Raw genomic sequence first — 14,148 nt, forward strand, 5'->3', positions numbered from 1 at the left:
GGCGAGAATCCTTGTAGGAGCGAGCCTGCTCGCGATGGACGTCAACGATAACGCGGGCAGCCTGAATGAACGCGGTGCCCGGACGTTTTTCGCGAGCAGGCTCGCTCCTACAGGGGAAATATTTTAGGTTACAGCCAGCGCTTGAAAATCAGCGACGTATTCACTCCGCCAAACGCAAAGTTGTTGTTCATCACGTACTGGTTGCTCATCTGCCGAAACTCGCCGCGCAGGTAATCGAGCTTGCCGCAGTGCGGGTCGACTTCGTCGAGGTTGAAGGTGTGGGCGTACAGGTCGCGGTTCATCATTTCAATGCTGAACCAGGACTCCAGCGCACCGCAGGCGCCGAGGGTGTGGCCGAGGAAGCTTTTCTGCGAGCTGATCGGCATGTGCTCGCCGAACAGGCTGCTGGTGGCCAGGGTTTCGGCGATGTCGCCCTGTTCGGTCGCGGTGCCGTGGCCGTTGACGTAGCCGATGTCCGAAGGTTTCAGCCCGGCGTCTTCCAGGGCCAGTTCCATGGCGCGGCGCATGGTGATTTGTTCCGGACGGGTGGTGTGCTGGCCGTCGGCGTTGCTGCCGAAACCGACGATCTCGGCATGGATGTGTGCGCCACGGGCCAGGGCGTGTTCCAGTTCCTCGAGCACCAGCATGCCGCCGCCTTCGCCGATCACCAGGCCGTCGCGTGCGGTGTCGTAGGGGCGCGGGCTGCGTTGTGGGGTGTCGTTCTTCAGGCTGGTGGCGTAGAGCGCGTCGAAGACCATGGCTTCGGTCGGGCACAGTTCCTCGGCACCGCCAGCGAGCATCAGCGGCAGGCGCCCGAACTTGATCGCCTCGTAGGCATAGCCGATGCCCTGGCTGCCGCTGGTGCAGGCGCTGGAGGTGGGAATCAGGCGACCGGTGAGGCCGAAGAAGATGCTGATATTGGCCGCGGTGGTGTGCGGCATCATCCGCACGTAGGAGTTGGCGTTCAGGCCTTCGGCCACTGAGTTGAGCAGCATGTTGCCGAACGCCTTGATCTCGTCGGTGCTGCCGGTGGAGGAGCCGCAGGCGACGCCCATGCGCCCGTCCTTGATCGATTCGTCGCCCAGCAGGCCGGCGTCGGCCAGCGCCATCTCCGCCGCACCCACGGCAAGCCGCGAGACCCGGCCCATGCTGCGCAGTTGCTTGCGGGTCCAGTGGCTTGGCACCTTGAAGTCATCGATGGGGCCAGCCAAGCGTGTGTTGAGCTCGGTAAAACGATCCCACTCGTCCATCCGGCGGATGCCGCTGCGGTTGGCCGCGAAGTTGCCGGCGATGGTGTCCCAGTCGCTGCCCAGTGAGGTGATACCGGCCATGCCGGTGACGACGACGCGCTTCATCAGCACAGGCCTCCGTTGACGGCCAGAACCTGCCGGGTGATGTACGAGGCTTCCGCCGACATCAGGAAATTCACCGCGCCGGCCACCTCTTCAGGGGTGCCCATGCGTTGTGCGGGGATCATTTTCATCAGTTCTTCCACCGGCACATTCTCGTCGAGCATGGCTGTGTCGATCAGGCCGGGTGCGACACAGTTAACGGTGATTTTGCGCTTGCCCAGCTCGATCGCCAATGCCTTGGCCGCGCCGATCAACCCGGCCTTGGAGGCACTGTAGTTGACCTGGCCACGGTTGCCGATCAAACCCGACACCGAGGTGATGCAGACAATCCGCCCGGCGGCGCGACGACGGATCATCGGCATCATCACCGGGTGCAGCACGTTGTAGAAACCGTCGAGATTGGTGCGCATCACCACATCCCAATCCTCCTCGCTAAGGGCGGGAAAGGCACCGTCGCGGGTCAGGCCGGCATTGAGCACCACGCCGTAATAGGCGCCGTGGGTTTCCACGTCGGCTTCGAGAATTTCCTTGCAGCGGGCGCGGTCGGCCACGTCGAACTGCAGGATGCGCGCACGACGGCCCAAGGCCTCGACTTCGGCCTTGACGGCTTCGGCGTCCGCCAGGCCGCTGCGGCAATGCAACACGATGTCGTGCCCGGCCTGGGCCAGGCGCAAGGCGATGGCGCGGCCGATGCCACGGCTGGAACCGGTGACCAGTACGGATTCAGTCATCACTGGACTCCTTCGGGTTCATGGAGATATTGAGCGGCCTGGGGTGGGCGGAACACATTCAGACGGGCGGTAACGTGAATGCCGGGGGCGTTGATGTGGCATTCGAACACGCCCATGCCGTTATCGTCTTCCAGGGAGCGAATACCGTGGATGGTCAACTCGGTGCCGGCCGGAAAACTTTCGACGTTGCATTCGAATTTTCGGCTGCCGAGCAGGAAGCCCAATTCCACCTCATCCCCGCGCTGGCGCGCATGGCAACCGGCGAAGGCGGCCACGCTCTGGGCCATCAGTTCGATGCCGACCCAGGCCGGCAGGCTGCCGTCGGGGAGATTGAACAGGCCATCGGGCTTGACGGTCAGGCGCGTGTGAATCTGCTCTTCATCGAACGCCAGGATCTGATCGATAAGAATCATGTCACCCGCGTGGGGCAGCAGTTCGGCGATCGGCCAGTCAATCATGGGGCGTCTCCGATAATCAGGCTGACGTTGTTGCCACCGAAGGCAAAGGAATTGCTCATCAGATAGCGGGGTGCAATGGACGTCAGGCGAGTGGCCGGGGTCACCCATTGCAGCGGCGGCAATTCGGGATCGGGCTGTCCGTCCCAGACGTGAGGCGGCAGGGCATGCTCGCGATTGTCCGGGCTCAGGCTCAACCAGCAGAACGCCGCTTCCAGCGCCCCGGCGGCACCGAGGGTGTGACCGGTCATGGGTTTGCTCGATGAACAGGGTACGCCAGCCGGGAACAGGGTCGCCACGGCCTGGCTTTCCATGGCGTCGTTGTGCTGGGTGGCGGTGCCGTGAAGGTTCAGATAAGCGATCTGCTCCGGTTGCAGGTTGGCGCGGCCCAGGGCTTTGCGCATCGCTTGCAGGGCGCCACGACCAGTCGGTTCCGGGGCGGAGATGTGATGCGCATCGGAACTGGCGCCGCTGCCGAGCAAGGCAATCGCCTGGCTGTCGGCTGTACGTCTGGTCATCAGGAACAGCACCGCGGCTTCGCCAATGTTGATGCCATTGCGGTTCACCGAAAACGGATTGCAGCGTTGTTCCGAGACCGCTTCGAGCGCCGAGAAACCGTTGAGTGTCAGCTTGCACAAGGTGTCGACACCGCCACACAGCACCGCGTCGCACATGCCAAGGTCCAACAGGCGCTGGGCGCTCATCAAGGCCCGGGCGCTGGAGGTGCAGGCCGTGGAAATGACATAGGTCGGCCCGCTCAATTGCAGCCACTCGGCGAGGAAGTTCGCCGGCGCCCCGAGTTCCTGTTGCTGATAGTCGTACTCGGCAGGGAACTGCTTTTCACGCAGGTAATGCGCCATTCCCTGGCTGGCCTCGTCGATACCCGAGGTGCTGGTGCCCAGCACGACACCGATGCGGTCGCGGCCGTAGGTCTGGATCGCGCTGTCGATGTCCGCGCGGATTTGCAACGTGGCCTCCAGCAACAACTGATTGTTGCGACTGTGATGGCGCGACATGTCGGCCGGAATGCTTGCCAGTTTGCCCAGGACCGCACCGACCGGCAGCGTGCGTTGCGGCACCCACCCGGTTTGTTCGCGCATGCCGCCGCAGTCGCCGGCAAACAGGTTGCGGGCGACTTCCTGCCTGTCACGGCCCAGCGCGCAGACCAATCCTAGGGCATTGAGGTAAGCCGTCATGGCGTTTCACCGCTCAGGGGCGTGACTTGATAGCTCGGACCATGCGGTAGCTTCAATTCAAAATTCTGCGGTTGTGCGTAGCGAATGTCCCAGCGCTCGGGCAGGGACCGTTGTCTGCCGTACTGCCAGGCACCGGGATAGTTGGCCGCCAGTTCTTCTTGCGGCGTCAGCGCAAACAGCAGCGCCGCGAACAGTTCCCGGGCTTGCGGATTGGGCGGCAGGAAACCATCGGACTCCCAGGTTTTATCGATCAATTTCTGGCGGGCCTGGGGAATGCCCAACAGGTCCATCATCGACCAGCGAATACCCGTCTCTTCACGCTGGATCACCAGCACCCAGTCCTGGCGGTCGTCGGGCTGCAAGAGCTGGATGTGCAGTTGCAGCGGCAACGGCAGATCCGGATTGTGCTCGGGCAGTGGCGCCCGGCCGGCGCAGGCGCTCAACAGCAGGGCTGCAGTGAGCAGTAAGATGCCTGCGATCCATGTGGGAGCGGCGGTGCGACGATTCGACTTGCTCGCGAAGACGGCAGTACTTTCAACACTGATGTCGGCTGACCCACCGCTTTCGCGAGCAAGCCCGCTCCCACAGGTTTTGTGCTTCGAGCGGTTGGCAATGAACATCACACAGTTCCTTCAAAAGGTTTGCGCGCCACCACATTGACCAGGGTTTCTTCCCGTTGGCCAAAGGGTTTTGGCTTGCACACACCCAAGTATTCGAGCAGGCCGAAATCCTTGGCGCGACTCCACCACAGGTACGGATAAGACACGTTTTGCGCGGTAAATTCGAAACCTTGCCGGCGAATCATTTGCAGGTACTGCGCAGCGCTTTTCTGCACGTGCATGGGGTGGCGAAACAACCAGCGGATCACCCAGGTATCAATGTAAGCCTCGGTGGATTCGGCGAACAGCAGATAACCGCCGGGTTTGAGTACGCGGTAGAACTCGGCCAGTGCCTGTTCCTGCTCCACCAGGTGATGGAAGGTCTGGTGACAGAACAGCAGGTCGATACTGGCGTCCGGCAGGTTCAGGCTGGCGCAGTCGCCGCCGATCAACTCCACTTCCATGCCCTGGCGGGCCGCTTCTTCGCGGCTCTGGATCAGGCTTTGTGGATCAGCATCGACGCCAATCAGACGACCGGGCGCAAAGGCCTGGCGCAGCAGCGGGAATGACTTGCCCTGGCCGCAACCGGCATCCAGCAGCACAGGGCTGACAGGCAGCGCTTCGCTGAACAGGTTGTGCAAGTCGTTGATCGCCAACCGCAGCACATAGTGTTGCCAGATCTGGCTGCGCAGGAACCACAAACCGAAACGGGTTTCTTCGACGTAGTTGTCGCTCAAGTAGTTCATGACGCATCCCTTGCACAGAACTCCGAAATCGCCTTCAACCGGCGCCTGGCTTCGCTGACGAACGGATTGCGTCGGTCCCAGGCATAACCGGCAAGAATGGAACTGATCATCCCGCGGATTTCCGGTGAACTGCTCTCATGGAAAATCACGTCCTGGAATGTCCCCGCGTACCAGCCTTCGACATAGCAGCGGAACGTGTCGACGCCGCGCTTGAGCGGTTCGGCGAACTCGGTTTGCCAGTCGACGGCCTCGCCTTGCAGCTGACGGTGCAATACCCCAGCGGCCATGCTCGCCGAACGCATGGCGATGGTCACGCCGGAGGAAAACACCGGGTCGAGGAATTCCGCGGCATTGCCCAGCAGCGCGAAGCCCGGGCCGTGCAGGGTTTTGACGTTGGCCGAGTAACCGCCGATGGTTCGGGCCTCGGTGTCCCACTGCGCATTTTGCAACACGCGGGCCAGGCTTGGCGTCTCGGCGATAAAGCCGCGCAGGCACTCGTCCAGATTGTCGCTGCGGCCTGCGAAACGCTCCTCTGCGGCGACCACGCCGACCGAGCAGCGCCCGTTGCTGAACGGGATGGTCCAGAACCACACGTCGCGCTGGGTCGGATGAGTGGTCACCAGGATCTTGCTGCGGTCGAAGGCCGGGAGGTCGATACGGTCTTCGACGTGAGTGAACACGGCCTGGCGCACCGGGAAGTTCGACGGCGCCTCGAGGTCGAGCAAGCGCGGCAGCACGCGGCCGTATCCACTGGCATCGAGCAGGAAATCTGCCTCCACGCGGTACTCGCTACCGTCTTCGCGGCGTATGCCGAGCTGCGGTTTTCCCGGGGCAATGTCGACACTGACGATGGTTTCGCCATAGCGGATCTCCACGCCTTGCAGCGCGGCCTGATCGGCCAGCAGCTTATCGAAATCGGCGCGCTGGACCTGAAACGTCGTCGATTTGCCGTGGCTGAACGTCTCGCCGAAATCGAAGGCGCTGTAGCGCTCGCCCCAGGCAAACGCGGCACCGGTTTTCAGCTGGAAGCCGGCGGCGTTGACGGCGTCGAGCATGCCCGCTTCTTCGACGAAATCCAGGCAATGGGCCAACAGGCTTTCACCGATGGAAAACCGTGGAAAATGCTGCCGCTCGATCACCAGCACATCGTGTCCCTTGCGCTTGAGCAATGCCGCGGCGATGGCGCCGGAAGGACCGGCGCCGATGATCACGACCTGGCGGCATTCCATCTCAATGGTTGGCATGGGGGCTCCTTGCGGGGACAGCGGCTTTCAGGGGGATTCGGTGCATGCCGGTCAGGGCTGGCAGCAGTGTAGCGATCAGGCCCATCAGCATCAGGGCAAAGTACAGCGGCGGGCTTATGAGTTGCTGTTGCAGCAGCAGGTTGAGAAAAACGATCTCGCTCAAGCCACGGATGTTCAGCAGCACACTTTCCCGCCAGCGGCTGGCACCCTGGAACGAGGCCCCGGCCCAGCCGAGGCCGAGCCAGTTGCCCAGCAGTTTGCTCAGCATCGGCAACAGCAGCAGGGCGACCAGTTGCATCCAGCCGAGGCTGTCCATCGCGCTGTGCACGTTGATCTGCACGATGCCGAACGTGAGGATCAGCGGGATGGCGATGTACGTCTGCAAGCGGCTCATCCAGATGGCCGGCAACGGCAGGACCAGTGGGGCTTTCAGCGCGGCCATGATCAACACATAGCCGATGCCGAAAATCAGCGCATTGAGCTTGAAGTGTTCGGCGACGACCAGCAGGGCGAAAAAGCTCAGGCTGTAAAGCCACGTCTGGCGCAGGCCCAGCAGCCGCAGCAGCACCGGGAGGCACGCGCCGGCCAGGGGCAGCAACAGGCTGCTCAGGTGCAGGCTGCCCTGGGCGATACCGAACAGGGTCCAGCAGGCGAGGTCGATGAGGATCGCGGTTTGCACCAGTCGCCGGGTGGCGGCGGGCGGGTAATCGATGTGCCGCAGGTACAGGTACAACACCGGAATCGCGGTGATGGCGAACAACAGGCCGACGGCCAGCGAGCTGATCCACGGTTGCGGCGGCAATAGCCAGATGGCCGTGGCCAGACCGCAGGCAAACGGAATGCAAAAGCTGGGCAGGGCGATTTTCAGGCTTTGGCGATCCAGTTGCAGGTCGATCACATCGCTGAGGATGTAGCCCAGCAACAGGGCAAAGCTCAGGCTGTAGAGGTTCTTCAGCCAGCCCGGCGACACCAGCTGCGCACCGCTCAATTGCCATTGGGGCTCGATCCAGAAATACATCAACAGCGGCAAGCCGAGGGTCGCCAGCAACAACTGGCTGACGATGGGAATCAGGCCGAAATGCCGGCCGACACGGGTCGCCAAGGCGAACAACACCAGTGCCATCGCCCAGAACAGAACGACCATCATGTTGCCCGCTCCACGGCCGTAGGCTCATGCACCTGGCGACCGGCCCACGGTGCGAGCAGGAAGCTGAAGATCAGGCCCAGGCTCACCGACAGTCCGAAGTTGCTCACCGCCGGGGTGCTCGATACCGCCAGCAGGCCGAACGACAGCCAGGTGGTCAACGCCGCCAGCAGGGTGCCCAGCAGGCTCACGGCTGCGCCGCCGACCTGTTCGCGCATGAGGATCGCGTAATCGACGCTGATCGCCGTCACCAGCAGCAGGCCGAACAGGCTGAACAGGGTCAACGGCTGCCCCAGCCAGCCGAGGCTGGCCAGGCTGCACAACGCCGCGAGCAGGGGCAGGGACACGATGCGCAACGCACCGCCGAGGCCGAATGGCAGGATCAGCACCAGCACGATCAACACGCAGGAGGCGAGTTTCAGTTCCGCGGCACTGATTTGGGTGGCCGCGAAGACGTTGTTCAACTCACCCAGTCGATCCACCAGTGTCACGCCGGGCAGATCCTCGCCCTGGAGCCGCAGCAGGGCCGTGTTGTTGATGCCTTGCAGGCTGACCATTGCCGCCACGCCGTCTTCGGTCGGCCCCAGCCACAGGGCCCGGTAGGGTTCTGCCAACGGGCCGCTGAGCGCTGCTTCGATGTCCACGGTCGGCAATGCCTGAAGCTTCGTCAGCTCGGCTTGCAGCGCCTCGACCGGTACGCCGATTTCGAGCAAGGGTTGCCAGAACGAAGACAGTTTGCTCAACGCTGCGCGCACCTGTTGCTGTTCGTTCGGCGGGCTGACCAGTTGATTGAGCGACAGATAACCCTGGAGCTTTTCCAGGCCTGTCAATTGATCCAGTCGTTCTCTCAGAGCGGTCTGGCGTTCGAGCAGTTGCTGCTGATTGGCGGCGCGTATCAGGAAGAACTGGCTGGTGGGTTGATAGCCGGTGATTCGGGCAATGGCCTGGGCTTCGTCGGTCAATTGTTGCGGTGCGCTGATCCACTGGCGGATGTCGTTTTTGCTGCTCAGCTGCAACAGGCCGCCCACGCAAAAGGCGACCAGCAGCGCCAGCAAGACTGGCGTTTTCAGCTGTTTGAGCAGCGCTTCACGGCAACCCAGCAAAAACTCGCAAACGCGCAATGGCCAGTGCGCCGGGCGCAGGTCTACGCCCTTGAGCAATGCGGGCAGCAGGCACACGGCGGACAAATAGGCGCCGAGCAACCCTGCGGCAGAGAACGCGGCAATCTGGGTCAGCGCCGGGAAGGGTGTCCAGGCCAGGGCCAGGTAACCGATGCCGCTGGTGATCAGGCTCAGGGTCAAGCCCGGCAGGGTCAGGCGCAGGGCTGGCCAGCTGCGCCAGGGTTTGAGGTTCCAGCTCTTGGACAGGTAATGCAGGGGGTAGTCGACCGCGACACCAATCAGGCTCGAACCCAGTACCAGGGTCATCACGTGCATATGGCCGAACAACGCCACGCAGGCCACCGCACCGAAGAGCATGCCCACCAGCACCGGCACGAAGGCCAGCAAAACGCGCCAGCGCCGGAAGGCCAACAGCAGCAGCAACAAAATCCCCACGGTGGCACCGCCGCCGACCCAGGTCATCTCCCGGGCGGCCTGCTGCTGCCCGCTGGCTGCGTACAACAGGCCGCTGGCGGCGAGCAGTTGCACGTCGTGCCGGGCGGCTTCTTCGCGGCTGTGTTTGAGCAGGTCGGCCACTTGCAGCGGCAGGTTCATGTCGAAGGCGTTGCCGGTGGTGCGCGCGCGCAGCAGCACCCAGCTCTTGCCATCGGCATCGGCGACCAGGGCGCCGCTGCCGATGTCCAGCTGCACCGAACCACGTTGCGGCTGGCTGTTCTGGATGCGTCCGGTCAGGCCCAGCCAGTCGTCCTGGCTCGGCACCAGGCTGTAACCGTTGAACGGGTCGAACAACGCCTGCACCCGCTGCTGGATAAAAGTGTCGGGGTGCTCGATCAGAAGTTGTCGGTCCGCCGCCTGGAGCATCGCCAGGCGACCTTGCAGCAACTGCGTGCGCAGCGCCGGCAAGTCGGCTTGCAGGGTCCACTGGACCTTTTCGAACAAGCCGCTGGCCTGCCATTGCTCGCCGAGTGTCTGCGCCATGGCGACGGCCTGCTGGCGATCGCTGTGGCCGACCAGCACCAGCATTTCGCGGTTCAGCGGTTCTTGCATGCGTTGTTCGGCGCGCAGTTCCAGAGCATCGGGCGCTGTGCCGGGCACCAGATCCATCAGGTTGGCCGACAGCGGCGCGCCGTCACGCCATTGCCAACCAGCGAGCGCCAGTACTGCCAGCAGCAGGATCAGAAACAGCCGTGGCAACCACCGTTCACTCGGCAAAGTCATGCTGCTCCGCGTCGCTTAACGGTTGGGTACTGGTGCTGTCCTGCATGCGCAACAACGTGCTGTCGCCCTGGGTCTCGAGCAGTTCGATGCTGTGTACCAGTTCTGCGCCGGTAATGTTGATCTGGTTGAACACCTGCTTGAGCAGCATCGAGCGTGGCAGCAGCGTGAGCTTCCAGTTCTGCGCATCGCCGCTCAGGGACAGCTCGAAATCCCGTTGCAGGCCACTGCTATCGCCTTGCAGCACGGCGAGGAACAAACGGTTCTGCTCGGCACCGGCGCTTTTGCCCGGCAGCATTTGCCAAACACTGCCGTCACGTCGGGCAATGCCTTTGGTGGTGATGCGATAGTCCTGTTGCAAGGGCGTTTTCAACAGCCATAACAGGCCGTGGTTTTTTGCCAGCACGAACGTGCCCTTGCTGGTCAGCGGCTGGGGCAGGGCGCGCAGGTGTTTTTCCTGGATGAAATTGCCGTGGATCACCTCGGGTCTGGCCAGTTGATCGCTGAGCTGTTGCAGATCGAAGGCGCTGGCCAGCCCAGGAATACCCAGTAACACGCAGAACACTGTAGGAGCGAGCTTGCTCGCGAAAAACCTGAGGGCGCCACGGGGTGTCAGATACCCGGCGTTATCGTTAACGACCATCGCGAGCAGGCTCGCTCCTACAGGGGAACGGGGATGGCAGAACATCATGGCAGGGCCTTCTCGACAGCGTCGGTGAAGACCTTCGGCGAGGCCAATTGCATCTCGCGGCTGGCAATGTCGACGGCGACCTGTACCGACATGGCCCGGGTCAGGCGCTCACCGGTTTGCAGGTCGCTGATCAGGTAGTTGATCTTCAAGCGGTTCTCCCACTCCACCAGGTTGGCGCGCACGTTGAGTTTCTGGCCGAACACCGCCCCGCGCACGTAGCGCAGTTGCAGGTCGATCACCGGCCACGCATAGCCGGATTCGTTCATCGCCGTGTAGTTGTGGCCGATCTTGTCCAGCAGCGCACAGCGGGCGACTTCCAGGTATTTGACGTAATGGCCGTGCCAGACAACGTGCATGCTGTCGACGTCAAAGAACGGTACGGCGATTTCCGTGTCGGTGTAGAGAAATCCCTTGCTACGCATGCAGCCTCCAGTGTTGTTCGGCGATGCGTTGCAGGCACAGGCGCAATTCGCCTTCCAGTGCGCGGTCTTCGATGACCGGTGGGAAGTCCTTGGCCAAGGCTTCATGCATGGTGGCCAACGCGGGTGGCAGGGGGCGTGCATCTTCGGCCTGGCCGCGCAGCCAGACGCCCTGATTGGCCGCCAGCAGTGTAGCGGCCGCCACCTGTTCGGTGAGTTCCAGCACGCGGATCGCATCCCGGGCGGCGATGGTGCCCATGCTCACTTTGTCCTGGTTGTGGCATTCGGTGGAGCGCGAGAAGACGCTGGCCGGCATGGTGTTCTTCAGCGCTTCGGCGGTCCAGGCGCTGGTGCCGATCTGCACAGCCTTGAAGCCGTGGTTGAGCATGGCGCGGTCGGCTGTGGCGCCGGACAGGTTGCTCGGCAAGCCATGGTTGTAGCGCTCGTCAACCAATAGCGCGAGTTGCCGATCCAGCAGGTCGGCGACGTTGGCCACGAGGTTTTTCAGGCTGTCCATGGCGAACGCGATGTGCCCGCCGTAGAAGTGCCCACCGTGCAGCACGCGCTCGGCCTCGGCGTCGATGATCGGGTTGTCGTTGGCGCTGTTGAGCTCGATCTCGATGAACGAGCGCAGCCAGTTCAGGCTGTCGGCCAGTACGCCCAGCACATGGGGTGCGCAGCGCAGGGAATAACGGTCTTGCAGGCGATGCAGTGGTGCGGTCGGCGCGTCGATGGCCAGGTCTTTGCGCAACCACGCGGCGACCTGCATCTGCCCCGGGTGTGGCTTGGTCGCGAACAGGCGCTCGTCGAAGTGCTCCGGGTTGCCTTGCAGGGCGACCACGTTCAGCGCGGTGATGCGCGTGGCCAGATGCAGCAGGTAATCGGCGCGGGCGTACGCCAGGCAGGCCAGACCGGTCATCACCGCGGTGCCGTTCATCAGCGCCAAGGCTTCTTTTGGACGCAACACCAGTGGCTGCCAGCCGAGTTCGCGGTGCACATCGGCAGCCTGCCGGCGCTCGCCGCGGAACATCACTTCGCGTTCGCCGGACAGCGTGGCGGCAACGTACGAAAGTGGCGTCAGGTCACCACTGGCGCCCACTGAACCTTCCTCCGGAATCAGCGGCAGGATGTCGTGTTCAAGGAACGCCTGCAGGCGCTCCAGCAGCTCCACGCGCACCCCGGAAACACCGTGGCACAACGACTGCAAACGCGCCGCCAGTACTGCGCGGGTGGCCTGGGCGTCGAGCAGTTTGCCCAGGCCGCAGCCGTGGAAGGTGTACAGGTGACGGGGCAGCGCCTCGACGTGATGCAGCGGCACCGCGACCACGCAGGAATCGCCATAGCCGGTGGTTACGCCGTAGATCACGCCTTCCTTGTCCAGCAGAGAGTCCAGAAAACGCGCGCCCTTGGCGATGCGCTCGCGGTAGGCAGGGTCGCTTTGCAATTGCGTCGGCACCTTGCGGTTGGCCAGTGCCAGCACATCTTCAATGCGCAAAGGGCGTTCGCCGAAGGTTACCGGCTCAAGCGTTGGCGTCGTCATCGGTCTTCCAGAAAGGGTAAAAGTTGAACCATTGTTGGGGCGCTTCGAGGCAATAGTGACCCAAGCGTTCGGCGTAGCGGGAGGCCCACTGATGAATGACCTGTTCACGGTCGCCGCGCTTCCAGGTGATTGCGTCAGCGAAGGGTTCAATGGTCAGTCGATAGTCGCCGTCGGGCTTTTTCAGGCACAGCAGCAGGTTGACCGGGCATTTCAGCAGGCCGGCCAGCAGCCACGGGCCCTGGGGGAACCTGGCCGGATGACCGAGAAAGTCCACTGTCACGCAGCGCCCGCCATGCAGCGGCACTCGGTCGCCGGCAATCGCCAGCCACTCGCCGCGTTCCAGGCGCTCGCTCAGTTGCAGCATGATCCCGGGGTCCAGTTCGCTGACCTGGATCAGGCGCAAATTGGTCGCCCCGGCTTCGCCCAGCAAACGGTTGAACTGTTCGGCGTGCTTGGTGTGCACCAGCACGTTCATCGTGACTTTCTCGCCGAGCTCCGCCAGTGCGCGGCAGACTTCCAGATTACCCAGGTGCGCGCCCACCAGCATCTGCCCGCGGGCGCCGCGCAACTGGTCGCGTAGCAGCGCCGGGTCGATGATTTCGATCTGTTCGATGCTCAGCTTGCCGTTCCATACGTCGAGTTTGTCGAGCATCGAATCGGCGAAAGCCATGAACTGGCCGAACACTCGCCAGTGGCTCGGGCGCAATTCGCTGCGACCGCTCCAGTCGGCCAGGCGTTGCTGGTATTGCCAGGCGCTGTGTCGGGCGCTGCGGCCGAACAGGAAAAAGTACAACACGATGCCGTACAACACTGGGCTCAGTACTCGACGGCCCAGCACTTTGGCACCGAACGCGGTGAGCTTCATCAGCCAGAAACTGCCCCGTTCTTCGCGGTCGGCCCAATGCTGCTTGTCTGAACTCATGCCCGCCACCGTCGCCAGAGGATCACTGGCGCGCGCAGCAACATGCCGAAGAACAGCCGCGTGTGCATGCTGGAAATCAGGACGTTGTCGTGGAACATCCGAAAATGCGAAACGCCGTCCAGCGGGTAATGGACTTTGGTTTGCAGCCATTGCATCGGCTGATTGCGCCAGGCCAGGCGCACCAGAATGTCCGAGTCGAAGTCCATGCGCTTGCCGATTTTCGCTGACTCGATCAGCGCCAGGACCGGCGGCAATGGGTAAACCCGGAAACCGCACATGGAGTCGCGAATCTGCAATGACAGGGTGTTGATCCAGACCATGACGTGAGTCAGGTAACGCGCATACAAACGGCCTTTCGGCACGCTGGCGTCATATTGCGGATAACCGCAAATCACCGCCTGTGGGTGGCGGCGTGATTGTTCGATGAAGCGTCTGACGTCCTGCAAATCGTGCTGGCCATCGGCATCCACCTGCAAGGCATGGCTGAAACCCAGGCGCGAAGCTTCGCGCAAACCGGTCATGACCGCGCCACCCTTGCCCTGGTTTTCGGCCAGGCGGATCAGATAAACCATTTCACGCTGGGCCAGGCGATCCAGCACCCGGGCGCAGCTCGGGCTGCTGGCATCGTCCACCAGAATGCACGGCAGGTTGCTGGCGATCAGGGCATCGACCACCGTGGTGATGGCGCTTTCGTGGTTGTACACGGGGACGACGGCGCAGGGGCTATGCATGTTGGTGTGCACCTGAAAGACCGAGGCGTCTGCTTCGCGAGC

The 14,148-nt window shown here is 62.9% G+C and carries 14 protein-coding genes; all 14 read right to left on the reverse strand.

What is annotated here, in order from left to right; translation table 11 throughout:
* Positions 1-128 precede the first annotated feature (128 nt).
* Genes KGB20_RS17460 through KGB20_RS17525 form a run of 14 tightly spaced genes read right to left on the reverse strand, consistent with a single transcriptional unit; the run spans position 129 to position 14,106 of the window.
* The gene (locus KGB20_RS17460) at positions 129-1,355 is read right to left on the reverse strand and encodes a beta-ketoacyl-ACP synthase (protein WP_154910328.1); all 1,227 of its coding nucleotides are present in this window, start codon (positions 1,353-1,355) and stop codon (positions 129-131) included.
* The gene (gene fabG, locus KGB20_RS17465) at positions 1,355-2,083 is read right to left on the reverse strand and encodes a 3-oxoacyl-ACP reductase FabG (RefSeq protein WP_102671137.1); all 729 of its coding nucleotides are present in this window, start codon (positions 2,081-2,083) and stop codon (positions 1,355-1,357) included. The genes KGB20_RS17460 and fabG overlap by 1 nt, the downstream gene beginning before the upstream one ends.
* Positions 2,083-2,541 carry a hotdog family protein gene (locus tag KGB20_RS17470; protein ID WP_057712326.1) on the reverse strand — a complete coding sequence of 153 codons (459 nt, stop codon included), beginning with the start codon at positions 2,539-2,541 and terminating at the stop codon, positions 2,083-2,085. The genes fabG and KGB20_RS17470 overlap by 1 nt, the downstream gene beginning before the upstream one ends.
* Entirely contained in the window at positions 2,538-3,734 is a 1,197-nt protein-coding gene (locus KGB20_RS17475) for a beta-ketoacyl-[acyl-carrier-protein] synthase family protein (RefSeq protein WP_154910329.1), read from the reverse strand. The genes KGB20_RS17470 and KGB20_RS17475 overlap by 4 nt, the downstream gene beginning before the upstream one ends.
* Positions 3,731-4,354, reverse strand: coding sequence for a DUF3261 domain-containing protein (locus KGB20_RS17480; RefSeq protein WP_150811941.1), 624 nt, complete (start codon positions 4,352-4,354; stop codon positions 3,731-3,733). The genes KGB20_RS17475 and KGB20_RS17480 overlap by 4 nt, the downstream gene beginning before the upstream one ends.
* On the reverse strand, positions 4,354-5,079 hold the full coding sequence (locus tag KGB20_RS17485) for a class I SAM-dependent methyltransferase (protein WP_090452726.1): 726 nt from the start codon (positions 5,077-5,079) through the stop codon (positions 4,354-4,356). Before KGB20_RS17485 ends, KGB20_RS17480 begins: the two co-directional genes overlap by 1 nt.
* Complete coding sequence (locus tag KGB20_RS17490; protein WP_154910330.1) at positions 5,076-6,323, reverse strand: NAD(P)/FAD-dependent oxidoreductase; 1,248 nt, start codon at positions 6,321-6,323, stop codon at positions 5,076-5,078. The genes KGB20_RS17485 and KGB20_RS17490 overlap by 4 nt, the downstream gene beginning before the upstream one ends.
* The gene (locus tag KGB20_RS17495; protein ID WP_154910331.1) at positions 6,310-7,470 is read right to left on the reverse strand and encodes a sodium:proton antiporter; all 1,161 of its coding nucleotides are present in this window, start codon (positions 7,468-7,470) and stop codon (positions 6,310-6,312) included. Before KGB20_RS17495 ends, KGB20_RS17490 begins: the two co-directional genes overlap by 14 nt.
* Positions 7,467-9,806, reverse strand: a complete 2,340-nt coding sequence (locus KGB20_RS17500) for an MMPL family transporter (RefSeq protein WP_154910332.1) — start codon at positions 9,804-9,806, stop codon at positions 7,467-7,469. Before KGB20_RS17500 ends, KGB20_RS17495 begins: the two co-directional genes overlap by 4 nt.
* The gene (locus KGB20_RS17505) at positions 9,790-10,494 is read right to left on the reverse strand and encodes an outer membrane lipoprotein carrier protein LolA (RefSeq protein ID WP_154910333.1); all 705 of its coding nucleotides are present in this window, start codon (positions 10,492-10,494) and stop codon (positions 9,790-9,792) included. Before KGB20_RS17505 ends, KGB20_RS17500 begins: the two co-directional genes overlap by 17 nt.
* The gene (locus tag KGB20_RS17510; protein WP_150811935.1) at positions 10,491-10,916 is read right to left on the reverse strand and encodes an acyl-CoA thioesterase; all 426 of its coding nucleotides are present in this window, start codon (positions 10,914-10,916) and stop codon (positions 10,491-10,493) included. The genes KGB20_RS17505 and KGB20_RS17510 overlap by 4 nt, the downstream gene beginning before the upstream one ends.
* Entirely contained in the window at positions 10,909-12,453 is a 1,545-nt protein-coding gene (gene hutH / locus KGB20_RS17515) for a histidine ammonia-lyase (RefSeq protein WP_150811934.1), read from the reverse strand. The genes KGB20_RS17510 and hutH overlap by 8 nt, the downstream gene beginning before the upstream one ends.
* Complete coding sequence (locus KGB20_RS17520; RefSeq protein WP_150811933.1) at positions 12,434-13,375, reverse strand: glycosyl transferase; 942 nt, start codon at positions 13,373-13,375, stop codon at positions 12,434-12,436. The genes hutH and KGB20_RS17520 overlap by 20 nt, the downstream gene beginning before the upstream one ends.
* Complete coding sequence (locus tag KGB20_RS17525) at positions 13,372-14,106, reverse strand: glycosyltransferase family 2 protein (protein ID WP_154861162.1); 735 nt, start codon at positions 14,104-14,106, stop codon at positions 13,372-13,374. Before KGB20_RS17525 ends, KGB20_RS17520 begins: the two co-directional genes overlap by 4 nt.
* Positions 14,107-14,148 lie beyond the last annotated feature (42 nt).

This window comes from Pseudomonas sp. BF-R-30 (assembly GCF_019956175.1).
Classification (GTDB): Bacteria; Pseudomonadota; Gammaproteobacteria; order Pseudomonadales; family Pseudomonadaceae; genus Aquipseudomonas; species Aquipseudomonas jessenii.